Below are 26,124 nucleotides of genomic sequence, written 5' to 3'. Positions count from 1 at the left end.
GTTTCATGGAATTCCATCACACCACGGTTCTTCTGAATGAAATGATCGATTCCGTGCTCACGGACCCTCATGGCATTTACGTGGACTGCACCCTGGGCGGCGGCGGCCATTCCTTTGCCCTGTCCCAGCGGCTGGCAGACGACGGCCTTCTCATCGGCATCGACCAGGACCAGGAGGCCATCGATGCGGCAGGGGAGAGGCTGAAGGATACGAAGTGCCGTCACCTGTTTGTGCGGGATAATTTCTCCCATATGGATAGTATCCTCGCTTCCCTTGGCCTGGACAAAGTGGATGGCTTCATTTTCGACCTGGGCGTTTCCTCCCACCAGCTGGATGACGGGGAGCGGGGATTTTCCTATATGAATAACGGGAAGCTGGACATGCGGATGGACCGGCGGAATCCTCTCACTGCCTATGAAATCGTGAATACCTACGAAGAAGAGGATCTGGCGAGGATTATCAAAGAGTACGGCGAAGAGCGGTGGGCGAAGCGGATTGCAAAATTCATCGTGGAATTCCGGGAGAAGAAGCCCATTGAGACGACGGAGGACCTGGTGAACGTGATCAAGGCCGCCATTCCGGCCCACGCCCGGAGAAACGGACCGCACCCTGCCAAGAGGACGTTCCAGGCCATCCGGATCGAAGTAAATAATGAACTGGGTATCCTGAAGGACACCATGGAGTCCTGCGTAAACCACCTGAACGTCGGTGGCCGGCTGGGAGTGATTACCTTCCAGTCCCTGGAAGACCGGATCATCAAAAAAACCTTCCGGGAAATGGAACGGGACTGCATATGCCCGCCGGACCTGCCGGTGTGCATGTGCCACCACCATCGGACGGTGAAGAGCTGCGGAAAGCCCATCAAGCCGTCGGACAAAGAAATCGAAGAAAACCCGAGAGCCCGGAGTGCAGTGCTCCGTGTGGTGGAGAGGGTATAAAGCTTTTATAAAAATGGGATTTTGCCGATTGTTGTATTGGGGAGAGATGGATTATGGTTTCTCAAAATGTACAGATGATGAATTACATGTCCTCCATGCCGGGGACGATTGCTATCCCGCGGGAAAGGGAAGAAAGCCGGCAGCGGGCTGAGGGGCAGAGCCTCTTTCATGATGTCATTCTGGGAATCGCCCTGATTCTCATGCCATTCCTCGTGAGCACCCTCCTGAACAGCATCAATGTACAGGCCGAATACAACATGCAGCAGGTCCGCTCGGAAGTAATGACACTGGAAAAAGAAAATTCCGTGCTGAAACTGGAAGTGGCAAGGCTCGATGCCCCCGTACGGATCCAGCAGCTGGCGGAAAAGAAACTGGGCATGCGGCTTCCCGTAAGGAATATCTACGGCAGCAGCGAAGCGGCGGTTGTGGCTAAGCGGTAGATTGAGCGTTTGCCCAATGGAGGGAATGGGGCTGAAGGTGGTGGGCCTGGCGCCGCTTCGCTGGCTTGACCGGGTTGTAGGCGCTTCGCGCCGGGGGCGTAAGGTAGGGGAGCCGCCTTTGGCAGCGAATCCACCTTATGCCCCCGCTTTACCGGGGCGGCAGCCCCAGGTAAAGCCACCACCCGGTGAACAAGCGAAGCGATGTTCACTCACCACCTTTAGCCCCATCCATACCCATGAGCTATACCTCAACCAACAATAAAACATCTGCTAAAGAAAAAGCGGCCTTTTTTCAGGGCCGCTATTGTACTTATAAGGGATTTACGCTATCATAAATAATGACGCTTTATGTGTAAGCGCTGACTCATCGCGGCTTTCATTTCCTGTATTTCATGAGAAACCGCGCTTAATGAATATAGAAATTATGCAGAGGTGATTATTTTGAAAAAATTATCGGACCTTACCCGTATGACGGCCGTAGAAAAAGTGACAGGGCCCGCAGATGTCGAAATCCTTGATGTGACAGCGGATTCCCGGAAAGTGGAGAAGGGGAGTCTCTTCATCTGCCTTTCCGGTGCCCATGTGGATGGCCATGATTTTGTAAAGGCTGCCGTAGAAAAAGGAGCAGCTGCTATTGTGGCTTCCAAAGAAATCAGTGTACCAGCTTCTGTGGCTGTGGTGTATGTGAAGGACACACGGAAAGCCATGGAAGATATGGTACCCTTTTTCTTTGATTACCCCACCCGCAAGATGCGGATGATTGCTTTGACCGGCACCAACGGCAAGACTACCACCACCCATATTGCCGCCCATATTCTCCATCACGTGGGATACAAGACCGGCGTCATCGGTACCATCCATGCCCTCATCGGGGATAAGGAGCTGCCCACCCATAATACGACGCCCGATGTGATCGACCTGGACCGGATCCTGGCCCAGATGGCGGAGGAAAAGGTGCAGTACGTATGCATGGAAGTTTCCTCCCATTCCCTGGTTCTCGGCCGGGTAGCGGGCTGCGAATTCGACGATGCTGTTTTCACGAACCTCACGGAAGACCATCTGGATTTCCATAAGACCATGGACAACTATGCCCATGCCAAGGCCATCCTGTTCCACATGGTTTCTTCCAAAGGGCAGACAAAAAAGGGCAAATCCGCCTGGGTCAACATGGACGACCCCTATGCCCACGTCATGGAAGAGGGGGTAGAAGACCGCAGCATCTGCGCTCTCCATACCTACAGCATGGAACACCCGGAAGCGGACCTTTATGCCCACGATATCCATTTCACCGGCAAGTCTTCTGCCTTCAAGGTGGCTTATCAGGGGAAGGACTATGACTTTGAAACGAAACTGGCCGGCCGGTTCAATGTGTACAACACCCTGGGTGCCGTAGGGGCGGCCCTGTCGGAAGGGGTGGCCATGGAGGACATTGTGGCAGCTATGAAAGACTTCCACAGCGTTCCCGGCCGTTTCGAACTCATTGATGAAGGACAGCCCTTCACGGTGGTGGTGGACTATGCCCATACCCCGGACGGACTGGAAAAGATTCTCACCACGGCAGAGGAAATCACGAAGGGCCGCATTATTGTAGTATTTGGCTGCGGCGGCGACCGGGATAAACTGAAGCGGCCCATCATGGGACGCATTGCTGCCCGGAACGCAGACATTGCCCTGGTAACCAGCGATAACCCCCGCACTGAGGACCCGAATGAAATCGTGAAAGAAGTGGCGGCGGGAGTAGAAGAAATCAAGAAAGAAAAACCTTCTCTCGAATACGAAGTCATCGTGGACCGCCGGAGCGCTATCCGCCGGGCCATTGCCCTGGCAAAGCCGGGGGATATTGTCCTCATTGCCGGCAAGGGCCACGAGGATTACCAGATCCTGAAAGACAGGACCATTCACTTTGACGACAGGGAAGAAGCTAGAAAAGCTTTGAAGGAGATTTGACATGGCTTCATTTACACTGGATGAAATCGTAAAGGCCACGGGAGGCCGCATTCTGGCAAAAGGAAATTCCAACTTTGTGACAGGCGTCAGCACGGATACCAGAACCATTGGGGAAGGAGAACTTTTCATCGCTCTCATCGGTGAAAATTTCAACGGCCATGAGTTCCTGAAACGGGCCATCCTTTCCGGAGCGGCGGCGGTGGTCATTTCCGATGAATCCTATGGGAAAGACCTGGATCCTTCAGTATCCGTATTTCTCGTAAAAGATACGAAGCAGGCCCTGGAGGACCTGGCCCATTTCCACCGGATGCGGTTCCATGTGCCGGTGATTGGCGTCACCGGTTCCAATGGGAAAACGACGACAAAGGATATGATTACGGCCCTTCTGTCCACCCGGTTCAACGTTTGCGCGACACAGAAGAATTTCAACAATGAAATCGGCCTGTCCATGACCCTCCTTTCCATGACGGAAAAAACGGAGGTCTGCGTGGTGGAAATGGGGATGCGGGGATTCGGCCAGATTGCGGAACTCTGCCGCATTGCCAGCCCCACCATGGGAGTGGTGACCAATGTGGGAACGTCCCATATCGGCATCCTGGGAAGCCAGGATAATATCGCCAAAGCGAAGAAAGAGCTTATCGATGCCCTTCCTGCTGACGGTACAGCCATCCTGAATGGCGACGATCCAAGGGTAAGCGCCATGGGAGAAGGCTTCTCGGGACGGGTCATCCGGTATGGCCTCGAAGGCCGGTACACGGTGCGGGGGAGAGATGTGAAATATGAAGCGGAAGTTACCCGCTACACCTGTACCTGTTTTGATGAAGCCTTCAAGGTGAAGCTTCACCTCCTGGGAGTCCATAATGTATACGATGCCCTGGCAGCTACGGCGGCGGCCCGGGTCCTCGGCGTGGATACCGGCAAGATCCGCACGGCCCTTTCTGAATTCCGCCCGGCCACCCAGCGGCAGAGCATCGTAGAAATCGGTGGTCTCACGGTGATCGATGATTCCTATAATGCCAATCCCCTGTCCATGGAAATGGCTTTCCGCTCGGCAAAACAGGTACCGGGAAAGCGGTATTTCCTGGTGCTGGGAGACATGGGCGAGCTGGGGAAATTTGAGGAAAAACTGCATTACGATACCGGTAAAAAGGCGGCGGATATCGGATTTGACGGTCTCATTACCGTAGGACCCCTGTGCCGGTTCCTGGCCAAAGGGGCGGAACAGGGAGGTATGAAAGAAGTCATCACCTGCGATACCTGCGAAGAAGCGGCGGCGCACCTCCTGAAACTGGCGTCTTCCGGGGATGTGGTCCTCGTAAAGGGCTCCCATTACATGCACATGGAAAAGATTCCTGAAATTCTGAGAGGGGCTTTAGAAAAGAATGGAAAGTAATTATTTCATATACCTGGTGGAAGCCGCTGTCCTTACGGTGATCCTTGGATTTTTCGGCATTCCCCTTTTAAAGAAAATGAAAGCCCGCCAGTCCATCCGGGAAGAGGGACCGAAATCCCACCGGGTCAAGAGCGGCACCCCCACCATGGGCGGCCTTTTCATGTTGCTGGCGGCGGTGCTGGTGGTCATTTTCAATAAAATGATCGACCCCTCTGTACTGTGGCTCCTGTTCCTGACCCTGGGCCACGGGCTCCTGGGATTTCTCGATGATTTCATCAAAGCGGAAAAGAAACGGAACCTGGGCCTTACGGCGAAGCAGAAAATGCTGGGACAGATTATCCTGGCGGTGCTCTTCTGCTGGGGCGTGGTGGATACACTGCATCTGCCCTATTCCATTGCCATTCCTTTTACGCAGATTGATATTTCCATCGGCCTTCTGTACTATCCCTTCGTGGTTCTTGTCATCGTGGGCGCTTCGAATGCGGTGAACCTCACCGATGGCCTCGATGGCCTGGCAGCGGGATGTTGCGTCATCTGCTTCTCGGCGTACGCTGTGTTCTGCTACATGACCGGATTCAACGACCTCGGCTATTTCATCATCACCCTTGCCGGATGCTGCGTGGGATTCCTGTTCTTTAACTACCACCCGGCCAAGGTATTCATGGGGGATACAGGCTCCCTGGCCCTGGGTGGCGCCATTGCCGGTATTTCCGTCATGACCAGGACAGAGCTCCTTCTCGTTTTCCTGGGCATGATTTTCGTGCTGGAAGCGCTGTCTGTCATCATCCAGGTCGCTTCTTTCCAGCTCACTGGGAAGAGGGTCTTCAAGATGAGTCCTCTCCATCACCATTTCGAACTGTCCGGCTGGAGCGAAGTCCACGTGGTGTGGGCCTTCTGGATCTTCGAAGGCATTGCTGCCTGCGTGAGCCTCCTCTTCGCCATCCGGGCGCTGTAACTGAAAAAGAAGTTCTATGGAATCCATAGAATTTCTTTTTTCATGAGATTCAGTTATAATAATTTAGATAATAGAGAAGAAAGGTGACTCAGGGGTAACGCCTTCGGCGAGGTGGCTCAGGTGGCTGAGGGGATTGTGCGGCGCACAAAGTTTGGAAGAGCCGCGAGTGTTTTAAATCCCTGACTCCGATATCTATAGGAAAAGGGATAAGCAGCGGTGGGCGTTTTTCCGGATTGTCTTACTCTCGTAATAAGATGACGGATTTATCTGAGATTACAAAATTCGTGCCGCTATATTATTTTGTCGCGGCACACCACCCCCTTGGCCGCAGGCCATTTCCCTTCAGCCACTTGAGCCACCTAAGCCACCTTTCAGAGTCGCAGGCTCGATTCATTGATCACAATCTCAATCTCTTACTTAATGAATACATATCCACATACAGTGAATTAATAAATAAATTTCCCGGGGAGGTAAACGAATGAAAAGTGTATTGATTCTCGGTGCAGGTATCAGCGGACTGGGAGCTGCCCATGTCCTTCTCCGTCACGGAGCCAAAGTGTTGATTTCGGACCTGAAAGATTCGGTGCAGGATAAAAAGGAAAAGGCCGCTCTCACGGAGCTGGGAGCCCAGTTCCGCTTCGGACCCCAGTCGGAAGAGCTTCTGGCAGGGGTGGATACTGTGGTTGTTTCTCCGGTGATTCCGAAGGAGAACCCCATTGTGCAGGCGGCATTTAAGAAGAATATCCCCGTCATCAGCGAAGTGGAGCTGGCGTACCGGGTAACGAAGGCGCCGATTCTTGCCATTACCGGTACCAACGGGAAGACCACCACCACCACCCTCCTGGGGAGCATGGTGAGCAAGAGCGGCCGTCCCTTTGCGCTGGCAGGAAATCTGGGGATTTCCCTGTCCCGGGAAGCTGAGCTGGTTCCGGCAGACGGCATCATTGCGGCCGAAGTTTCCAGTTTCCAGCTGGAATTTATCAAGTCCTTCAAGCCAAAGGCGGCGGTGATCCTGAATATTACACCGGACCACCTGGAACGGCATCACACTATGGAAGCCTATGTGGCTGCGAAGGCCCGGATTTTTGAAAACATGGATGAAAATGACTGCCTCCTCCTGAATGCTGATGATTCCTATACGCCGCAGCTGAAAAAACAGGCAGAAAGCCATACCCATGTATGCCTTCTTTCCACATCCCATGAAGTGGAGGAGGGTGCATTCCTGAAGGGGGACATACTGACTCTCCGTAGAAAGGGAGAAGAAATTCCGCTCTGCACCACGGGAGAATTGAAGCTGAAGGGCAGCCAGAATTATGAGGATGCCCTGGCCGCCTCGTTCCTGGCCCATGAAGGGGGCGTACCCCGGGATGTAATCGTGGCTGTGCTGAAGGAATTTACGTCGCTCCCGAATCGCATCGAATACGTGCGGACCCTTCGGGACGTGGAATATTATAACGATTCGAAAGCAACGAACACCGATGCTGCCGAGAAAGGCATGAGCGCTTTCGGCCATCCGGTGATTCTCATTGCCGGTGGCTATGACAAGGGAACGCCGCTGGAAGAATTCATGGGAGAAGTGAAGAAACATACGAAACATCTCATTCTCCTGGGCGCTGCGGCAGACCGTTTCGAAAAGGCTGCCAAAGCGGCCGGCGTATCCTCCATTTTCCGGGTGTCTTCCATGAGGGAAGCCGTGGAAAAGGGACAGGAACTGGCTAAACCGGGGGATGTGGTCATCCTTTCACCGGCCTGCTCTTCTTTTGATATGTACCACAACATGGAAGAACGGGGTATGGATTTTAAACGTATTGTGAATAGTCTGAAATAAGTGGGGATTCAATGAAACGTGTTATTTTATCAGGCGGTGGCACGGGGGGACATATTTATCCAGCCATCACCATTGCCAGGGAATTAGAAAAACTGGATGATGTGGAGTTTCTGTTCGTAGGGACACCGAATGGCATGGAATCCCGGATTATCCCGAAGGAAGGATACAAGTTTGCCTCCATTCCGGCTTACGGACTGAAGCGGTCCCTTACCGTAAAGAATGTGGGCATTCTCATGAAAACCGCCGCCAGCCTCTGGAAGGCCCGGTCCATTCTTCGCCATTTCCATCCGGACGTGGTCATTGGGACCGGGGGCTACGTGTGCGGCCCTATTCTGATGGCGGCGGCCCTGTCCCATATTCCCACCCTCATCCAGGAGCAGAATGTGATTCCCGGAATTACGAATAAGATCCTGAGCCACGTGGTGGACAAGATTGCCCTGGGCTATGAGGCGGCCAAAGTCCGTTTTCCCCATCCCGAGAAATGCGTGTACACCGGAAACCCCATCCGGCCGGATGTGATCGAAGCCAAACGGGAAGAATCCAGACGGATACTCGGTATTCCGGAGGGCACATTCATGGTGCTTATCACCGGTGGCAGCCGGGGCGCCCGGTCCATCAACAATGCCATGAAGGGGGTCCATGAGCATTTCAGGGACAGGGACAACCTCTGCCTGTACCATGTGACGGGGACCCTGGACTATGATAAGATAAAAAATGATCTCCACGCCGATGAAGAGGGGCGGGTAGGCAAAGCGGGCCGCATCATAAAGTACGAATACCGTATGCCCCTGGCCCTGGCGGCGGCGGATCTCATTATCTGCCGGGCCGGTGCCGTGAGCCTTGCGGAACTGGCTGCCCGGGGGCTGCCGGCAATCCTCGTGCCCTATCCCTATGCGGCGGAGGACCACCAGACCTATAACGCCCGGGTTTTCGTGGCAGCAGGGGCGGCCAAGATGATTGTGGACAAATACCTGACGGATAAGGAACTGATCCAGGATATTACCTACCTCATGGGCAGTCCCTCCACCCTTTCCCATATGTCCGATGCATCGAAGGGACTGGGAAGAATCCATGCAGGCCAGGATATAGCGAAACTGGCACTGGAATTATCCGAAAAGAGGAGCAAAGCATAAATGGATCTCAATTCATATAAAAGTTTTCATTTTATCGGCATCGGCGGCATGGGCATGCGGGCCCTGGCGGAAATCCTGCTGGAAAAAGGGTACACCGTCTCCGGCTCTGACATGGCCGATTCCCCGGTACTGGCGAATTTCCGGTCCCGGGGAGCCGCTATTTCCATCGGTCATGACGCTTCCAATGTAAAGGGAGCGGGGTGCGTCGTCATTTCCTCTGCGATTTCCGAAGACAACCCGGAACTCCTGGAAGCCAGGAAAGAAGGAATCCCTGTGTTCCATCGGTCCGACGTGCTGGCGGCGCTCCTGGAGAAAGGAAAAGGCATTTCCATTGCCGGAGCCCATGGCAAGTCCACCACCTCCGGTATGATGGGCCAGATTTTCTACGAAGCCGGCCTTGATCCCACCATTGTTCTCGGCGCAGCGGCGGACTATATCCATGGAAATTCCACCTGCGGCAAAGGGGACTACGTCATTGCGGAAGCCGATGAAAGCGACGGTTCTTTCCTGAAATTCAAAAACTACATCACCGTGGTGACCAATGTGGAAGACGACCACCTGGACCATTACGGCACGGTGGAAAATATACGGAAAGCCTTTGCAGAATTCGTGAACCACATTTCCTATGATGACGGGGCCGCCTTCCTCTGCCTGGACAGCGAGGGGGTGCGGGCTATTCTTCCGGCCATCCACAAGAAGGTCTTTACCTTTGGCCTTGATGAAAAAGCGGATTACCGGGCAATTTCTCCCCGGTATGAAAAGGATGCCCTGTACTATGATGTTTCCTATGAGGGAAAAGTTCTGGGCACCATAGAGCTCCATGTGCCGGGGCTCCATAACGTGCGGGATTCCCTGGGTGCTGTGGCAGCGGCCCTGTACTGCGGTATCCCCTTTGAAAAGATTGCTTCTGCCCTGTCCCATTTCCATGGGGTGAAGCGGCGTTTTGAAACAAAATACAAGGATGCCGGCCTCTGGGTGGTGGATGATTATGCCCATCATCCCACGGAAATCAAAGCGACCCTGAAGGCGGCCAGGGAAATCGGAAATCGCCGCATTATCTGCGCATTCCAGCCTCACCGCTATTCCAGGACAAAGCTGCTTATTGATGAATTTGCAGAAGCCTTCGACGACGCCGATGTGCTGTTCTTTACGGACATCTATGCGGCCAGTGAAGAGCCTATTCCCGGTATCGACGGCCGCCTCATTCCCAAAAGGGTGGGGGAGAGACTTCCGGATAAGGAAATCCACTATATTCCCCAGGTGGAGGATATGGGAAAGGCCCTTTACGATTTCATCCGTCCCGGAGACATGGTCATTACCATGGGCGCCGGCAGCATTTACAGGGCCGGAGAAGAACTGGTTCATTTGATTAAAGAAAAGGGAATGCCAAGTGATCACTAAAAATACGAAAATCGTTGTGTTAATGGGCGGTCCTTCCACGGAAGCGGAAGTTTCCAGAAATACGGGATCCGCCATTGCGGAAGCCCTGGCTTCCATCGGCTATTCCGTGATTCCCATGGAATATGATCCCCACCATGTGGTGGAAAAACTGAAAGAAGCGGGGGCGGAAGTGGTATTCATCGCCCTCCACGGAAAGTACGGCGAAGACGGCACTATCCAGAGTGTGCTGGAACTGGCCCGGATTCCCTATACCGGCAGCGGCGTCACTTCTTCCGCCATTACCATGGATAAGATCATGTCCAGCCACCTCTTCAAACAGGCCGGTATGCCCATGGCCCATTCCAAGGCTTATTACCTGAAAGATGGAAAAGAAAAGGTACTGGAAGATATCTGCGAGAACTTTGATTTCCCGGTGGTCCTGAAACCGGCCTGCGAAGGCTCTACCATCGGCATTGAAATTGTGATGAAGAAAGAGGACCTTCCCGATGCCCTGACCCGGGTATTCAAGGTGGAACCCCGGATCCTGGCGGAAGATTACCTGGACGGCGGCGAATTTACGGTGTCCGTATTCGACGGGAAAGCGCTTCCTGTCATCCAGATCTGCCCCCATTCCGGCCAGTACGATTACCATTCCAAGTACACAAAGGGTGCTACGGACTACATCGTTCCTGCTCCGATTTCCGATGAACTGGCAAAGGAAATGAGCGAAATTGCAGAGACCGGCTATCGCATCTGTGAATGCAAAGGCGCAGTCCGTTTCGATTTCAAGACCAATAAAGAGGGAAAGCCCTTCGTACTGGAAGCCAATTCCATTCCCGGCATGACTTCCACCAGCCTTGTGCCGAAGGCGGCAGCAGCGGCAGGAATTTCTTTCCCTAAGCTCTGTGAAAAAATCCTTATGGAAGCGGGTCTGGATAAAGTCTGATAGGCAGGCATTATGGATAATTTTAAAAGTTTTAACGAATTCCTGAAGGAGCAGCACGGGCAGAACCAGGAAATGCAGGACAAGCAGCCGGTTCATCCCGAGCCGCTGTCCCCGGAGGAACCGCCTGAGGCGCCGGTAAAGAAGAAAAAGAGAAAAAAAGAGTCCCATCATACCGGATCCTCCATGAAGAATTACGTATTCGGCGGCGTAGTGGTGGTGCTGGCGGGCATTCTGGCCCTGTTTCTTCTTCCCATTCCCCTGGGATATATCAGCCTTACCGGCACTAATGTGCTCACGGTGGATGATATCCTGTTTGAAGGTAAAATCCGGCAGCCCGTCAATGTACTCCAGGTAAGCACGGCAGACCTTACCCGGCGGCTTTCGAAGGATATCCGAGTTTCCTCTGTCACCGTGACAAGGAAGTTTCCCTTCGTCCTTTCTGTAGATATTACGGACCGCCGGCCGGTGGCCATCGTACAGGACCAGTTCGGCTATGCCTTCGTGGACGCTGACGGTATGGTCATGGACACCACCCAGTCTATTAAAAAGGTGGAAGTGCCCCTGATTACAGGGAAGAAGATGGGAAATCTTCTCCTGGGAGACCGGATTTCCGGTGACGACACGGCAAAGGCACTGGATTTCCTGAATAACCTGTCCCCCGATGGGCTGAAGGTATTTTCGGAAATCAACATCGGCAATGCGGAAAGCATCAAGGCCTATACAAGGGACGGCATCACCGTCCGTCTCGGAGAAGGGGAGAACATGGCAGACCAGGCCAAACTCGCTGAAAACATGGTGGGCGACGTAAAGGCCCGGAAGCTCTCGGTAGAATACGTGGATGCCAACCTGGCATCACCGTTTATTAAGTTGAAGAAGTAAGTGGGCGGAAGACTTCAACCTCCATGCGTATAAAAGGGGGCGTAAGGGTTGTGGGTCGAGCGCCGCTGCGCTGGCTCGACCGGGTTGTGGCTGCATGCCAGGGCTAACGCCCTGGCGCAGCGGGAGCATGAGGCGGTTCAGCCGCAAGGCGGCGATTGCACCTTATGCCCCGGTGCGAAGCACCTGCCACCTGGTGAACGAGCGAAGCGAAGTTCACCCACAACCCTTAGCCCCATTCGTACGAATGGGCCGCTCGCTTATAAAGCAAAGATAACAAAAAATCTCATACGATTATGTCTAACCCTGTAGCGAACTTGGGCAAAGTATTGTACAATGATATATATGATTGAAAAGAAGATGAATAACCATGGATATTGAAAAAACAGGTCAAGCTCATGACGCAAAAGATCCTAAAGGAGGAGCGAACATGGAACAGTCTGAAATTGCAAAAATTAAAGTCATCGGTGTAGGCGGCGGCGGAAATAATGCTGTCAACCGTATGATTGATGAAGAAGTGAAGGGCGTAGAATTTATCGCTGTCAATACAGAATTACAGGTCCTGAATAAATCGGAAGCGGAAACAAAAATCCAGATCGGCGAAAAGCTGACAAAGGGCCTCGGCGCCGGTGCTAAGCCGGAAGTAGGGGAACAGGCCGCTGAAGAATCCCGGGAAGACCTCAAAAAGGCCCTGACCGGTGCAGACATGGTCTTCGTTACAGCCGGCATGGGCGGCGGTACCGGTACCGGTGCAGCTCCTGTGGCTGCCCAGTGCGCACGGGAACTCGGCGCTCTGACCATTGCTGTAGTGACCAAACCCTTCAGCTTTGAAGGCAAAGTTCGTGCAAAGAACGCAGCCGAAGGCATTGAACGGCTGAAACAGAACGTAGATGCCATCCTCGTTGTACCGAACGATAAACTGATGAGCATCATCGATAAGAAAACATCCATTAAAGATGCCTTCAAGACCGCCGACGATGTCCTCCGCCAGGGCATCCAGGGTATTTCCGACCTCATTACTGTACCGGGTATCATCAACCTGGACTTCGCCGATGTAAGAACCATCATGAGCGACCAGGGCGATGCACTGATGGGTATCGGCATCGGCACCGGCGACAACCGCGCCAGCGATGCAGCCACCATGGCCATCAACAGCCCGCTTCTTGAACGGAGCATTGAAGGTGCCAAGGGCATTATCATCAATATCACCGGCAATGAAGACCTGGGCCTCTTCGAAATCAACGAAGCTTCCCAGATCATCACAGAAGCTGCAGATCCCGATGCAAACATTATCTGGGGCACCTCTGTGGATCCGGACCTCGATAACGACACCGTCAAGATTACCGTCATTGCTACCGGTTTCGGCGATAAGAAGAAGAGCCCCGCTCCCCAGGGCGGCAGCCGCTTCAGCAACGCTGTAAGACCGGCTACAGGCATTGCGGTTCCTGAATTCCTCAGAAAATAAGGAAATTTCCTTCACCGGTATTTTTCCGGAATTTCATGGGTATCGGATTTCATCTGACGGAATAGCATGCTGTGAAAGGAAGATCAGAAATCCCCGCCATGGATACAGGAAGCCGGAATACCAGTGTTTCCATATGATATAAAAGGCCACACCGCAGCTGCAGTGTGGCTTTTTCTTCCAAAGGAGCAGCCATATGAAATGCCCTTACTGCAACAGTCCCGATACGAAAGTCACCGATTCCCGGGATACCGATGACGGTACGTCTATTCGCCGCCGCCGTCAGTGCCTCGCCTGCGGACGCCGTTTTACGACCTATGAAACCGTGGAAGAAACCCAGCTCCGGGTCATTAAGAAAGATGGGAGCCGGGAGCTCTTTGACCGGACGAAAATCAGAAACGGTATTATCCGGGCCTGTGAAAAGCGGAACATCACCTCCGCACAGATCGAAGAGGTAGTGAATCGCATTGAAAAGAAAATACGGAACGGACTGGAGCCGGAAGTGTCCACGGAAACCATCGGACGGCTGGTGATGGATGAACTGAAGGACCTGGACCAGGTAGCCTATGTCCGCTTTGCTTCGGTGTACCGCGAATTTAAGGATATCGGCAGTTTCATGAGCGAGCTGGAGGCCCTCATGAACAGCCATAAAGGGAAAGATACGCCATTATCCGGCAGAAAGGATTCCCATGAACATTGATACAATTACCGCTGCTTTCGATGGGCACCAGCGGGTACTTGAAAAGAGCCGTGCCCTGATTCCCACCATAGCCGCCATGGCGGAACTCTGCCGGAAGGCCTTGGAAAGGGGAAATAAGATTCTCATCTGCGGCAACGGAGGCAGCGCAGCCGATGCCCAGCACATTGCGGCGGAATTTGTGGGCCGTTTCCACAACGAACGGATTTCCCTCCCCGCCATTGCCCTCACTACGGATACCTCCATTCTCACGGCAGTAGCCAATGATTACAGCTACGACCGGGTTTTCGCCCGGCAGGTAGAAGGCCTCGGCCGTCCCGGAGACGTTCTGTGGGGCATTTCCACAAGCGGCAATAGCGCCAACGTGGTGGAAGCGCTGAAGATGGCAAAGGAAAAAGGGCTCATTACCATCGGCTCTTCCGGCAAGAACGGGGGACAGATGGTTTCCCTCTGCCAGGAACTGCTCGTGGTGCCTGATGACAATACGGCAAGGATCCAGGAAATCCACATGCTGGCGGCCCACAGTATCTGTGAATTCATTGATAACCTGGACTGGGATAAATGAAGAAAGCTGTATTTTTTGATCGGGACGGCGTCCTGAATGAGGATGACGGCTACGTACATTCTATGGACAAACTCCGCTGGGTTCCCGGAGCCCGGGAAGCGGTGGGACGTCTCTCCAAAGAGGGCTGGCTTCTTTTCGTGGTGACCAACCAGAGCGGCGTGGCTCGGGGCTACTACACCGAAGATGATGTACGACGGCTCCATGAGAAGATGAACGAAGAATTTCGCCGGTATGGGGGAGAAATCACGGAGTTTTTCTACTGCCCCCACCTGCCGGGAGCCAAAGTGGCTGCCTACGACAGGGCCTGCAGCTGCCGGAAACCGGCACCGGGCATGATTCTCCAGGCCATTTCCCAATATGACCTGCCCAAGGACCGGTGTTTTCTTTTCGGTGACGGCGAGCGGGATATGGAGGCTGCCCGGTGGGCAGGAATCCAAAGTTTCCTCTTTACCGGGGGGAACCTGGATGATTTTATCCGTTCCGTCCTGCCTTCTGTAAAGGATTAACCAATGGGTAACGACTATAAAAACATTCTGATTATCAAAATGAGCTCGCTCGGCGATATTATTCACGCCCTGCCTTCGCTCTATGCGCTCCGGGAAATATACCCAAAGGCCCGGATTACCTGGGCCGTGCACCCTGCCTTTGCCGGGATCCTTCCGGGAAAGCCCTGGATCGATGAAATCTACCTGGTGGACAGGAAACGGATTAAAGACATTTCCTATCTCCGGCAGGTGCACCGGGATTTGAAATCCCATCACTTTGACCTTGTCATTGATCTCCAGATGATTGCGAAAAGCGGTATCATTTCCTTCCTTTCAGGATGCAAGAACCGCATCGGCTATAACGATGCCAGGGAGGGCAGTTTCCTGGCGAGCCATCCTGTCGCGGGGCCCCATAAAAAGGACCATATCATCGAGCAGCTTCTCGATGTGATCCGTTATCTGGGATGGGAAGGGGATACCATTGAATTTCCTCTTCACGACTACACAAAAGAACTGGATACGGTTTCGAAACTCCTAAAAAAAGAGGGAGTGGAAAGCCCTTACGTTGTTCTCGTGCCCGGTACCAGGGGCGAAGCAAAGAAGTGGCCCATTTCCTGTTGGGGAGAACTGGCATCCCGCTTTTCCAAGCACCACGTATACAACGTAATTTCCGGCACCGCCGGAGAAATGGACATGGGAAAGGCCATCCGCAAAGCATCGCCATCCCCTTATACGGTTAATCTCATGGGGAAAACAAGCCTGCTGGAACTGGCAGCTCTGGAAAAAATGGCATCTCTCCATATTTCCAGCGACACCGGTCCTCTCCATATTGCCAACGCCGTGCACACGCCTATCATTGCCCTTTTCGGGCCCACACTCCCAGACAGGAGCGGCCCCTATGGCAATCAAAACAGCTGTGTCCTCCTGGCAGACCATCCGGGGACAAAGAAGTGCCGGATGGATACGATTCCTGTGGACCGGGTATTTAAAAAGGCACTGGAGATGCTGGGTAAGCAGGGGAATTGAGAGTTGAGATTTGAAATCCTGCGGCTCCGCTGCGGGGCTGGTAAGGCTGCGGTCAGAGTCATTTGAGCGGGGGCTTCTAGCTGTTAGCTTTTAGCTTCTAGGGAAGCACTAATTAAATTGTTGTCAGATTTTATTCTTGGGCTTTTATGCAATACAAGGAATAATCCGACGCGAATAGCGAGCTATTTAAGGAGGATTATGATGCAGTATTGCATAAAAATCCTTATGAAATCTGACTCTGCGAATTAGTCTGCGCTTCCCTGGGAAAGCTGGTCAGCCTGCGGCACTTTTTTACCTTCTATTGGTCATTCATGCCATAGGCTATTGAGTTTTCCTGGAGGCTAACAGCTAGTAGCTGGAAGCTCCGTGCTAAGTGACTCCAACCGCAATATAGCAAAGGAATTTATCATGGAACGAATCAGCAGTCGAAATAACCAATGGATTAAAAAAGCGCTCCAGCTGAAACAGAAAAAGTGGAGAGACCGGGAAGGGCTTTTCCTTCTGGAGGGCGTACGGATTGTAGAAGATGCGCTGAACCAGGGAATTACCGGATGTACCTGCTTCTTCACCGATGAAGCTCTATCCAATCCACGGGTTTCCGCCCTTCTGGAGAAGGCGGAAACGCTGGGATGGCGTCTTCTTTCCCTGGAGGATCCTCTCATGAAAGTGCTTTCCGGTATGGAACACAGCCAGGGCATTATGCTGATCTGTCCGGAGCGGAAGGAAAATCCAAAGGACCTTCTCCGGCCCCTTTCCGGATTCTATGTGGTCCTGGATACGGTGCAGGACCCGGGCAATCTGGGGACCATACTGAGAACCGCCGCAGCGGCCGGAGTGAAAGGGCTCATATTGACTGAAGGGTGCGCCGATGTGTATTCGGAAAAGGCAGCCAGGAGTTCCATGGGTTCCCTGCTTCGGATTCCGGTGTACCGGAATGTGAGCATCGACTTTTTAAGAGAAATGAAAGAGACCTCGGGGCTTCCCTTCTTCGGTACCGCCCTTGAGAACGGAGTGCCCTACAAGGAAGTGGGTCCCCTGAAAGAGGGCGTTTTCATTTTTGGCAATGAAGGAAACGGCGTGCGAAAGGATATCCTTTCTTTCACCGATAAGAATCTCTATATCCCTCTCGCCGGCCACGTGGAATCGCTGAACGTATCCATAGCAGCAGCGGTGATATTATTCCATTTCATATGATTGAATGAGTTGCGGCTGTCCCCTCGTAAAAGTGGCTCAAGTGGCTGAGGTGGCTCAAGGGTAACGGGCTTCGCCCGAGGGGAATGTGTGCCGCGTCAATACATATAGCGGCACAAGTTTTGTAATCAGCGGCAAAGCCGCTAAGCAGGAATATGTACTCTGCGGCGCTATATTACTTTGTGCGCCGCACCTTCCCCTTGGCCGCAGGCCATTCCCCTTCAGCCACTTCGCCAAAGGCGATACCCCTCAGCCACTTTTCACTGATTGGGTACATAATCAAATCATAAGCTTTAACTTACCATTTTAAAAAGAGGCATTCAACTTGAAACGTTTAATCGTCAATGCCGATGACTTCGGCATCCATCCAGCAGTGAACAGGGCTGTTTCCATTGCTTTTGAGAAGGGAATTCTCACCAGTACATCCCTTATGGCGGGGGGAGAGGCCTTTGATGAGGCCGTCCGCATGGCTCGCTCTATGCCGGGCATCGGCATCGGTGTCCATCTGACACTGGTGGGCGGTCTTTCTACGGTACTTCCCCCCGATGAAGTGCCGACCCTCACCTGGGAGGGAGGCCATTTATGCAATGATTACCTGGAACTGATCAAGAGGGACCTGTCCGGAAAAATCAGTGTAGACGATGTGTACCGGGAATGGGACGCCCAGATCCGGAAAATACTGGATACCGGACTGCCGGTGACCCATCTCGATGGACACCAGCATATGCATATGTGGAACCATTTCTTTCCGGTCACCCTGGCACTGGCGGAAAAGTACCATATTTCCTGTATGCGGGTGCCTGATGAAAAGCTTCTTTTCGGGCTTCACTTCTCACCGGCAGGGCTGTTCCGGTTTGCATCGAAAAACGGACTTTCCCTTATGGCTCGAAGTCATCGGGGAGCATTGAAGAAAAAGGGTATCCGCACGAATGACCATTTCTGGGGCATGATGTACGGCGGTCATTTCTATGAAAGTCGGATGGCCGGCATTCTTGGCCACCTGGAAGAGGGGGTCACGGAGTTCATGTGCCATCCTTCCGCCGACCAGGAGGCCATGGAAAATACCTTTCACTGGGGCTATGAAGGGGAGAGGGAACTCCAGAGCCTTACATCACCCCTGGTACGCAAGACAATCAAAGAACAGGGAATCCATCTGATTTCCTATAAAGAACTGGGGCAGCCCTGAGGAATTCATGCCATGGCTCCCTGTAGAGGAAAATACCTATGAATAAAGAAAAGCAGCAGTTTTACCTGGTGGATCTCAAAATCCTGCCGGAAGCCATCAAGAAGACCATCAAAGTGAAGGAAATGCTGGAAAACGGCACGTCTTCCTCCATCAACGAAGCGGTACACCGCATAGGGATGAGCCGCAGCGCCTATTACAAATATAAAGACCATGTGGCCCCTGTCCATAGTGACAAAGAGGACCGGATTGTAGTATTATTTATAATCATGCAGGATGAAGTTTCTATCTTCGGCCGCATTCTCCGGCGCATTGCCCGGGAGGACAACGAAGTACTGTCTGCAGTGAGGACGAAGGCCTCCGATTCCCTTTACACCGGGGTTATTACTTTTAAGACGGAAGAATCTTCTGAAAGTCTTGCGGAACTCCATGATTCGCTGGAGGAAATGAAAGGCATCCAATCGTTGACCATGAAATTGGGAGGAGAAACCAAATGAAGAATATTAATGTCGCACTCCTTGGATTCGGTACCGTAGGAAGCGGCGTGGCCGAAACCATTCGAAAGAATGGCAAGCTCATCGAAGACTCCATCGGCTGCCACTTCACCATTACCCATGTTCTCGTCAGGCATCCGGAAAAATATCAGGACCTGGACATCCTGAAAGGGGTCCATGTGACCAGCTCCTTCGAAGACATTATAAACGATGACACCGTAGAAATTATGATCGAAGTGATGGGTGGCATCCATCCGGCGAAGGAATATATTTTTGAAGCCCTGAACCACCATATCAGTGTGGTCAGTGCAAATAAGGACCTGGTAGCCCTCTTCGGACCGGAAATCATGCATACCGCCATGGATAACCACGTGAACTTCAACTGCGAAGCCAGCGTGGGCGGCGGCATTCCTATTCTCCGCCCTCTCCACGATTCCCTGGCGGCCAATGAAATCGAACGGATCGTGGGTATCGTGAACGGTACTACCAATTTCATCCTGTCCAATATGGACGAAGCCGGCGTGAGCTACGGCGACGCCCTCCGGGTGGCCCAGAAAAAGGGTTATGCCGAAGCGGATCCGACTAACGACGTGGCCGGTTACGACGCAGCCAGAAAACTGGCCATCCTGGCATCCATCGGCTTCCATGCCAATGTGACCTTTGATGACGTACTGGTGGAGGGAATTGAAAAGATTTCCCAGAACGACGTGCAGTATGCCAGCGAAATGGGATACACCATCAAGCTGCTGGCCGTTGCGCTCCGCCAGGAAAACGGGATCGCCCTCAATGTATATCCTGCCTTTGTTCCCCGGAGCCATCCGCTGGCTTCCGTAAAGGGCTCCTACAACGCTATTTATGTGACCGGCAACATCGTGGACGATGTCATGTTCTACGGCCGCGGCGCCGGCTCCCTTCCCACCGCCAGCGCTGTCATGGGGGACGTGATCAGTACGGCCAAGCACATCATGAATCATTCCACCGGCACCGGCATGATGCTCACGGAAACGAAGCGGATTCCTTTCTACTCCTCCCTGAAACTGGAAAATTCCTATTATTTCCGTCTCATCGTGGACGATGTGACTGGTGTCCTTTCCCAGATCGCCTCTGCCTATGCGGATAACGACATCAGCATCAAAGAAGTGGTGCAGAAGAGCCGCATCGAAGACGCGGCGGAACTGATGATTATTACGGAAAAAACTCCGCGGGAAAATATCATTCATGTAGAAAAGGCACTGCAGGTGCTGCCCTGCATGCGCCAGGTTGCCAATATCATTCGGGTGCTGGAAGATGACAGAAAATAAAACCTATATCGTCAGGGTCCCTGCGACCACCGCCAATATCGGAAGCGGATTCGATACGCTGGGCATGTCCCTGGGGCTCTATAATGTGGTCCAGTTCGTTCCCGATGAAGGAACGGAACTGGTGGATACGGAAATCTCGGCCGAAGGGGAAGGGGCTTCCCAGATTGAAAAGGGCATGGACAACATGATTATCCGGGCCATGGCGGAAACCGCAGAAAAAGCGGGTAAACGGATCCCCGGGGGCCGGATGTACCTCATCAACCGCATTCCCTTTGCCCGGGGCCTCGGTTCTTCCTCCGCCGCCATTGCTTCCGGCGTGTTCCTGGCTAACCTGCTCATGGGGGACCCCTTTGACAGGAAAGAAATCCTCGATATCACCGCTGCCATGGAAGGACACCCGGACAATGCGGCCCCTGCCATTCTGGGAGGCTTCTGCATGGCCCTCCTGAAGGATGGGAAAGTGACCGCCGAACGGATCGATATCCCTTCCCACTGGAAGGCGGTGGTTACGATTCCGGATTTTGAACTGCACACGGAAAAGGCCAGGGCCGTACTGCCCACATCGTACCCAAGAAGTGATGCGGTTCACAATATCGGCGCCGTATCTTTTCTCATGGCCGCTTTCATGTACCAGATACCGGAATACCTGAAACTGGGTCTGGACGATGTGATCCATGTACCTTACCGTCTGGGGCTTATCCCTGGCGCGGCGGACGTGATCCGCAATGCGGAAAGGGCAGGGGCCTATGGAGCTACTATCTCCGGTTCCGGTCCCACCATCATCGCCTTCGCTCCCGCTGACAGGGCGGACGAAGTGGGCATTGCCATGGTGAAGGGCTTCAATGCCGCCCATATGACGTCCCGGTACATGGTACTGGACTTTGATCATAACGGGATTATGGCTGTATAAAAGGAAAGTGGCTGAGGTGACTCAGGTGGCTGAGGGGTAACGCCTTCGGCGAGGGGAAGGTGTGCCGCGTCAATTCATGAAGCGGCACATTTTTTTATATTCAATTATCCAGCGATGAAACCGCAATATAGAAAACTCTATGCTCCGGCGTTATACAATTTAAGCGCCGCACTATCACTTCACCGCCAGGCGTTACCCTTGAGTCACTTTGCCCGCAGGGCATCACCCTTCAGCCACTTTTTATCATATTTCTAACAAAATTATAATTGACTTTGCCCATGAAAGCAGATATAATAATTAAGTCATTGTACATACGTGCTGTGACGCAACCGCACGGAGAAGGCTTCTAAATGCCATGGGGCTGCCGCATCCGGCGAGTATAGTAAAGAGGAGGTGCACAAATGTACGCAATCATTAAAACTGGTGGTAAACAGTACTGTGTCGAAGAAGGTAAGGTTATCTCCATCGAAAAACTGGACGCTGAAAAAGGCGCTGAAGTAACTTTTGACGAAGTTCTTCTCGTATCCGGTGATGATGTAAAGATTGGCCAGCCCACCGTTGCAGGTGCCAAGGTTACCGGCAAGGTTCTCGAACAGGGTAAGGAAAAGAAGATCCGTATTTTCAAATACAAGGCTAAGTCCAACTATCGCCGTCGTCAGGGTCATCGTCAGCCTTTCACAAAGGTTCAGATCGAAAAGATCGAAGGATGATTACCGTCGAAATGCATAGGGATGGGAAAGGGCTCTATCGAGGCTTTCGCATCCATGGACATGCAGATGGTTATGAAAAGGATGGGGAATACGATCTCATCTGTGCTTCCGTCAGTGCCATCACATTGACCATTGCCGGAGGACTTGAGGATGTACTTCACAGAGATGGAACCTATGACTCGGACTTCGGATTTATGAATGTGGAACTCTCATCGGAAGGAAATTCAGAGAGCGAAGCACTTTTCCGGACCATGGTTCACGGGCTGAAAGCCATCGAAGAACGGTATCCCCGTCATCTGAAAATTCTAGAAACAAAGGGGTGAATTACATGTTACTTTTTGATCTTCAGTTATTCGCTCATCATAAAGGTGCTTCCAGTACAAGCAACGGCCGTGACTCCAACGCACAGCGCCTTGGTACAAAGATGCACGCAGGACAGATTGCAAAACCTGGCAACATCATCGTTCGCCAGAGAGGCACTCATCTCCATCCCGGCCTGAACGTAAAGCTGGGCAAGGATGATACCCTCTTTGCTACTGCAGAAGGCAGAATCGCTTTCGAACGTCTCGGCAAGTATAAGAGACAGGTCAGCGTATATCCTGTGAATGAATAAGAGTAAATAAGAAGCTCCGGGAAATAATTTCCCGGGGCTTTTTGCATGTGCGCCCAGCATGGGCGCACTCTTAAGGGTGAAAGTCCCTAGACCGCCCGACAGCGGGAAGGTCATAGCCGAACACCAAGGGTGTCCATCGTGAGGTGGAATCTGAAGGAAGGTGCAGGCAAATCTCCGGTCCGATGTACAAGAACCACATAAGGCTACGGCAGGATGGATAAGGTTGCATGACAAACTGAAGTCCTATAGCTGTACGGAATCCTGCAGAGTACATGTGGCGGATATATGGAGAGAAAGAGTGCGTTCTTACCTGGGGAGGTCTCACGGACACAGCAGAATAAGGCTGTATTTACTGGGCTGTGCTGTGGTTGAAATAAGATTTGCCGTGAGAAGTCAGCAGAGGCCATAGTACCAGATGGCTCATAGGCATCTGGGAAGGGCCGAACTTTAGGAGATGTTAGTCAATGAAAGTAACCAACCATGGGCTTAAAGGCAGACAACTTCAGAAAGAAGACTACTGGCAGAAAGCAGCTGCGGAACAGCAAGGATATGCCGGAGTGCCCATCCATGTGAGTATTGCTGAAAACAACAACATCATCGCAGACTTGCATAAGCAGGAATGCGAAAACTAAAGAACCGCCGTATACCGAACGGTACGTACGGTGGTGTGAGAGGTCGGCGGGCCGAAGCCCGCCTCCTACTCGATGTGCGCCCAGCATGGGCGCACTCTTAAGGGTGAAAGTCCCTAGACCGCCCGACAGCGGGAAGGTCATAGCCGAACACCAAGGGTGTCCATCGTGAGGTGGAATCTGAAGGAAGGTGCAGGCAAATCTCCGGTCCGATGTACAAGAACCACATAAGGCTACGGCAGGATGGATAAGGTTGCATGACAAACTGAAGTCCCATAGCTGTACGGAATCCTGCAGAGTACATGTGGCGGATATATGGAGAGAAAGAGTGCGTTCTTACCTGGGGAGGTCTCACGGACACAGCAGAATAAGGCTGTATTTACTGGGCTGTGCTGTGGTTGAAATAAGATTTGCCGTGAGAAGTCAGCAGAGGCCATAGTACCAGATGGCTCATAGGCATCTGGGAAGGGCCGAACTTTAGGAGATGTTAGTCAATGAAAGTAACCAACCATGGGCTTAAAGGCAGACAACTTCAGAAAGAAGACTACTGGCAGAAAGCAGCTGCGGAACAGCAGGGATATGCCGGAGTGCCCATCCATGTGAGTATTGCTGAAAACAACAACATCATCGCAGACTTGCATAAGCAGGAATGCGAAAACTAAAGAACCGCCGTATACCGAACGGTACGTACGGTGGTGTGAGAGGTCGGCGGGCCGAAGCCCGCCTCCTACTCGATGTGTCTGACTTTGATGCTATTTACATGTTTATGTGGCTGAGGTGGCTCAAGTGGCTGAGGGGTAACGGGCTACGCCCGAGGGGATGGTGTGCCGCGTCAATTCATAAAGCGGCACAAATGATGTATTCTGCAGCAGAGCTGCCTATAATATACTCTGCGGCGCTTCTAAATATTATGCGCCGCACCTTCCCCTTGGCCGCAGGCCATTCCCCTGAGCCACTTCGCCGAAGGCGTTACCCCTCAGCCACTGCGGATTATACTTATACTACCCCAATGTATCCAAGAATCCGTCACAATTATTTATTTTCCATATTGACGTTATTGTCAATTTATACTACCATAAATCTAATCACAGATTGTTGCCTGGGGGCTTTTTTCAGCTCCAGAGCCATAGAAGGGGGAGTTAATTCATGATTAGAGTCGTTGTGAATGGCGCAGCTGGCCGCATGGGCAGCGAAGTTGTCCGTTCCGTCATGGCAGAAGAGGGCCTTGAAATCGTGGGTGCCGTAGATCCCGGTGCTGCTGGGAAAGACCTTGGAGAAACCGTAGGAAAAGGTCATAACGGGATTGTAATTTCCAAATCCCTGGACGAAGAATTCAGCAAGGAAAAGCCAGACGTGGTGGTGGATTTCACCAGCCCCAAAGTGATTTATGAAAATGCGAAATACGTCCTCACCCATGGGGTGAACATGGTTATCGGCACCACCGGCCTTACCGCAGACCAGCGGGATGAACTGGCAAAGATTGCAGAAACGACCGGAGCCAACGGTCTTGTGGCACCGAATTTCTCCCTGGGTGCCGTGCTTCTCATGAAGGTATCCGCCGAGATTTCCCGGTACATGCCGAATGCGGAAATTATTGAACTCCATCACAACCACAAGTACGATGCTCCTTCCGGTACCGCCAAGCTGACCGCTGAAAAAATGGCGGCAGCCCGGACTTCCGCTCCGGAGCCCGATGAAACAAAGGAAAGCCTTCCCGGCGTGCGGGGCGGCAAGTATGAAGGAATTACCATTCACTCCGTACGGCTTCCGGGCTATGTGGCCCACCAGGAAGTGCTCTTCGGAGGCTATGGTGAAATCCTGACACTCCGCCACGATTCCCTGGACAGGAAGTCCTTCATGCCCGGCGTCATGCTGGCCTGCAAGAAGTGCATGACTGTTAAGGGTTTTGTCTATGGTCTTGAAAATTATTTGGAATGAGGTGCTTCTATGAGTAAACTGCCCCGCGTTGCTGTCCTTGGTGCCACCGGCGCCGTAGGCCAGGAATTTATCCGCCTTTTTGAAGAAAGAGATTTTCAGTTCGCTTCCCTGAAGCTCCTGGCTTCTGCCCGGTCTGCAGGAAAGAAGATCATGGTAAAGGGCAAAGAATATACTGTGGAAGAGGCGAAACCGGAGTCCTTTGAAGATATCGATATCGCCCTTTTTGCCGGTGGCAGCATCAGCAAGACCCTGGCACCGGAAGCGGCGAAAAGGGGAGCCGTTGTCATCGATAATTCTTCCACTTTCCGTATGGATCCGGAAGTGCCCCTTGTTATTCCGGAAATCAACCCGGAAGATATTGCATGGCATAAGGGCATTATCGCCAATCCGAACTGCTCCACCATTATCATGCTGATGGCACTGAAGCCGATTTATGATATTTCCCGGATCAAGAGGATTATCGTCAGCACCTACCAGGCGGTATCCGGCGCCGGTAAAGACGGCATTGATGAACTGCTGGATGAAGCTGCGGCCATTGCGAAGGGCGAAAGCTATACGCCGAAGATCCTTCCTTCCGCCAGCCTGCCGAAGCATTACCAGATTGCCTATAACGTGATTCCCCAGATCGACGTATTCCTTGATAATGACTATACCAAGGAAGAAATGAAGATGGTCAATGAGACCCACAAGATTTTCCACGACGATACCATCGCCATTACGCCCACCGCTGTCCGGGTACCGGTCATCCGGAGCCATGCGGAATCCATTTATATCGAAACTGAAGACCATCTCACCACGGACCAGGTGAAGAAAGCCATCGAAGGCTTCAAGGGTGCCGTACTGGTGGATGATATTAAGAATATGATTTACCCCATGCCTTTGGATACATCCAATAAGACCGATGTAGCCGTAGGTCGTATCCGTAAGGATCTGTATGGGGAAAACGGCATCAACCTCTGGGCCTGCGGGGACCAGATCCGTAAAGGCGCTGCACTCAATGCACTGCAGATTGCAGAATATATGATCCAGCATGATATGATTCAATAAAATTTCCTGATTCACAGAATCAGTGAGTATCCCGCTT

Annotated in this window: 27 protein-coding genes; all 27 read left to right on the top strand. The window is 52.5% G+C overall.

Annotated features, from left to right (window positions below; all coding sequences use genetic code 11):
• Positions 1-5 precede the first annotated feature (5 nt).
• The gene (rsmH, locus tag ACFWUL_RS05595) at positions 6-938 is read left to right on the top strand and encodes a 16S rRNA (cytosine(1402)-N(4))-methyltransferase RsmH (protein WP_416178053.1); all 933 of its coding nucleotides are present in this window, start codon (positions 6-8) and stop codon (positions 936-938) included.
• A gap of 53 nt (positions 939-991) precedes the next feature.
• A complete protein-coding gene (locus tag ACFWUL_RS05590; RefSeq protein ID WP_297021310.1) occupies positions 992-1,378 on the top strand; it encodes a cell division protein FtsL in 387 nt (128 codons plus the stop codon).
• A gap of 441 nt (positions 1,379-1,819) precedes the next feature.
• On the top strand, positions 1,820-3,325 hold the full coding sequence (locus ACFWUL_RS05585; RefSeq protein ID WP_416178052.1) for a UDP-N-acetylmuramoyl-L-alanyl-D-glutamate--2,6-diaminopimelate ligase: 1,506 nt from the start codon (positions 1,820-1,822) through the stop codon (positions 3,323-3,325).
• A 1-nt stretch (position 3,326) separates the two neighbouring features.
• On the top strand, positions 3,327-4,718 hold the full coding sequence (locus ACFWUL_RS05580; protein ID WP_297021304.1) for a UDP-N-acetylmuramoyl-tripeptide--D-alanyl-D-alanine ligase: 1,392 nt from the start codon (positions 3,327-3,329) through the stop codon (positions 4,716-4,718).
• On the top strand, positions 4,708-5,673 hold the full coding sequence (gene mraY / locus ACFWUL_RS05575; protein ID WP_297021302.1) for a phospho-N-acetylmuramoyl-pentapeptide-transferase: 966 nt from the start codon (positions 4,708-4,710) through the stop codon (positions 5,671-5,673). The genes ACFWUL_RS05580 and mraY overlap by 11 nt, the downstream gene beginning before the upstream one ends.
• 478 nt (positions 5,674-6,151) lie before the next feature.
• Positions 6,152-7,501, top strand: coding sequence for a UDP-N-acetylmuramoyl-L-alanine--D-glutamate ligase (gene murD, locus ACFWUL_RS05570; protein WP_416178051.1), 1,350 nt, complete (start codon positions 6,152-6,154; stop codon positions 7,499-7,501).
• 11 nt (positions 7,502-7,512) lie between these two features.
• The gene (gene murG, locus ACFWUL_RS05565; protein ID WP_297021297.1) at positions 7,513-8,634 is read left to right on the top strand and encodes an undecaprenyldiphospho-muramoylpentapeptide beta-N-acetylglucosaminyltransferase; all 1,122 of its coding nucleotides are present in this window, start codon (positions 7,513-7,515) and stop codon (positions 8,632-8,634) included.
• Complete coding sequence (gene murC / locus ACFWUL_RS05560; protein WP_416178050.1) at positions 8,635-10,035, top strand: UDP-N-acetylmuramate--L-alanine ligase; 1,401 nt, start codon at positions 8,635-8,637, stop codon at positions 10,033-10,035.
• Complete coding sequence (locus ACFWUL_RS05555) at positions 10,025-10,960, top strand: D-alanine--D-alanine ligase family protein (RefSeq protein WP_416178049.1); 936 nt, start codon at positions 10,025-10,027, stop codon at positions 10,958-10,960. Before murC ends, ACFWUL_RS05555 begins: the two co-directional genes overlap by 11 nt.
• Positions 10,961-10,972: 12 nt before the next feature.
• A complete protein-coding gene (locus tag ACFWUL_RS05550) occupies positions 10,973-11,839 on the top strand; it encodes a cell division protein FtsQ/DivIB (protein WP_416178048.1) in 867 nt (288 codons plus the stop codon).
• A gap of 427 nt (positions 11,840-12,266) precedes the next feature.
• Positions 12,267-13,301, top strand: a complete 1,035-nt coding sequence (gene ftsZ, locus ACFWUL_RS05545) for a cell division protein FtsZ (RefSeq protein ID WP_416178047.1) — start codon at positions 12,267-12,269, stop codon at positions 13,299-13,301.
• A 193-nt stretch (positions 13,302-13,494) separates the two neighbouring features.
• Positions 13,495-13,998 (top strand): transcriptional regulator NrdR, encoded by a 504-nt coding sequence (nrdR, locus tag ACFWUL_RS05540; RefSeq protein WP_297021286.1) that lies wholly within the window; start codon positions 13,495-13,497, stop codon positions 13,996-13,998.
• Positions 13,988-14,560, top strand: a complete 573-nt coding sequence (gene gmhA, locus ACFWUL_RS05535) for a D-sedoheptulose 7-phosphate isomerase (RefSeq protein ID WP_416178046.1) — start codon at positions 13,988-13,990, stop codon at positions 14,558-14,560. The genes nrdR and gmhA overlap by 11 nt, the downstream gene beginning before the upstream one ends.
• A complete protein-coding gene (locus ACFWUL_RS05530) occupies positions 14,557-15,066 on the top strand; it encodes a D-glycero-alpha-D-manno-heptose-1,7-bisphosphate 7-phosphatase (RefSeq protein ID WP_416178045.1) in 510 nt (169 codons plus the stop codon). The genes gmhA and ACFWUL_RS05530 overlap by 4 nt, the downstream gene beginning before the upstream one ends.
• A gap of 3 nt (positions 15,067-15,069) precedes the next feature.
• Positions 15,070-16,071, top strand: coding sequence for a glycosyltransferase family 9 protein (locus ACFWUL_RS05525; RefSeq protein WP_297021277.1), 1,002 nt, complete (start codon positions 15,070-15,072; stop codon positions 16,069-16,071).
• Positions 16,072-16,479: 408 nt separating this feature from the next.
• Positions 16,480-17,265 (top strand): TrmH family RNA methyltransferase, encoded by a 786-nt coding sequence (locus ACFWUL_RS05520; protein WP_416178044.1) that lies wholly within the window; start codon positions 16,480-16,482, stop codon positions 17,263-17,265.
• 322 nt (positions 17,266-17,587) lie between these two features.
• On the top strand, positions 17,588-18,448 hold the full coding sequence (locus ACFWUL_RS05515; RefSeq protein ID WP_297021271.1) for a ChbG/HpnK family deacetylase: 861 nt from the start codon (positions 17,588-17,590) through the stop codon (positions 18,446-18,448).
• A gap of 38 nt (positions 18,449-18,486) precedes the next feature.
• The gene (locus ACFWUL_RS05510) at positions 18,487-18,942 is read left to right on the top strand and encodes an amino acid-binding protein (RefSeq protein ID WP_297021268.1); all 456 of its coding nucleotides are present in this window, start codon (positions 18,487-18,489) and stop codon (positions 18,940-18,942) included.
• A complete protein-coding gene (locus ACFWUL_RS05505) occupies positions 18,939-20,240 on the top strand; it encodes a homoserine dehydrogenase (protein WP_297021266.1) in 1,302 nt (433 codons plus the stop codon). Before ACFWUL_RS05510 ends, ACFWUL_RS05505 begins: the two co-directional genes overlap by 4 nt.
• Positions 20,227-21,150, top strand: a complete 924-nt coding sequence (thrB, locus tag ACFWUL_RS05500) for a homoserine kinase (RefSeq protein ID WP_416178043.1) — start codon at positions 20,227-20,229, stop codon at positions 21,148-21,150. Before ACFWUL_RS05505 ends, thrB begins: the two co-directional genes overlap by 14 nt.
• 401 nt (positions 21,151-21,551) lie before the next feature.
• Positions 21,552-21,860, top strand: coding sequence for a 50S ribosomal protein L21 (rplU, locus tag ACFWUL_RS05495; protein WP_297019720.1), 309 nt, complete (start codon positions 21,552-21,554; stop codon positions 21,858-21,860).
• On the top strand, positions 21,857-22,183 hold the full coding sequence (locus tag ACFWUL_RS05490) for a ribosomal-processing cysteine protease Prp (protein ID WP_297019717.1): 327 nt from the start codon (positions 21,857-21,859) through the stop codon (positions 22,181-22,183). The genes rplU and ACFWUL_RS05490 overlap by 4 nt, the downstream gene beginning before the upstream one ends.
• A gap of 5 nt (positions 22,184-22,188) precedes the next feature.
• Entirely contained in the window at positions 22,189-22,473 is a 285-nt protein-coding gene (rpmA, locus tag ACFWUL_RS05485; protein ID WP_296097766.1) for a 50S ribosomal protein L27, read from the top strand.
• A gap of 464 nt (positions 22,474-22,937) precedes the next feature.
• Positions 22,938-23,105 carry a hypothetical protein gene (locus tag ACFWUL_RS05480; protein WP_416178042.1) on the top strand — a complete coding sequence of 56 codons (168 nt, stop codon included), beginning with the start codon at positions 22,938-22,940 and terminating at the stop codon, positions 23,103-23,105.
• A 491-nt stretch (positions 23,106-23,596) separates the two neighbouring features.
• Entirely contained in the window at positions 23,597-23,764 is a 168-nt protein-coding gene (locus ACFWUL_RS05475) for a hypothetical protein (protein ID WP_416178042.1), read from the top strand.
• Positions 23,765-24,248: 484 nt separating this feature from the next.
• The gene (gene dapB, locus ACFWUL_RS05470; RefSeq protein WP_416178041.1) at positions 24,249-25,040 is read left to right on the top strand and encodes a 4-hydroxy-tetrahydrodipicolinate reductase; all 792 of its coding nucleotides are present in this window, start codon (positions 24,249-24,251) and stop codon (positions 25,038-25,040) included.
• Positions 25,041-25,049: 9 nt separating this feature from the next.
• A complete protein-coding gene (locus tag ACFWUL_RS05465; protein WP_416178040.1) occupies positions 25,050-26,087 on the top strand; it encodes an aspartate-semialdehyde dehydrogenase in 1,038 nt (345 codons plus the stop codon).
• Positions 26,088-26,124: the final 37 nt, after the last annotated feature.

This window comes from Dialister sp. (assembly GCF_047832375.1).
GTDB lineage: Bacteria > Bacillota > Negativicutes > Veillonellales > Dialisteraceae > Dialister.
Note: the sequence above shows the minus strand (reverse complement) of the source record. Positions and strands in the feature narration are given on the sequence as shown.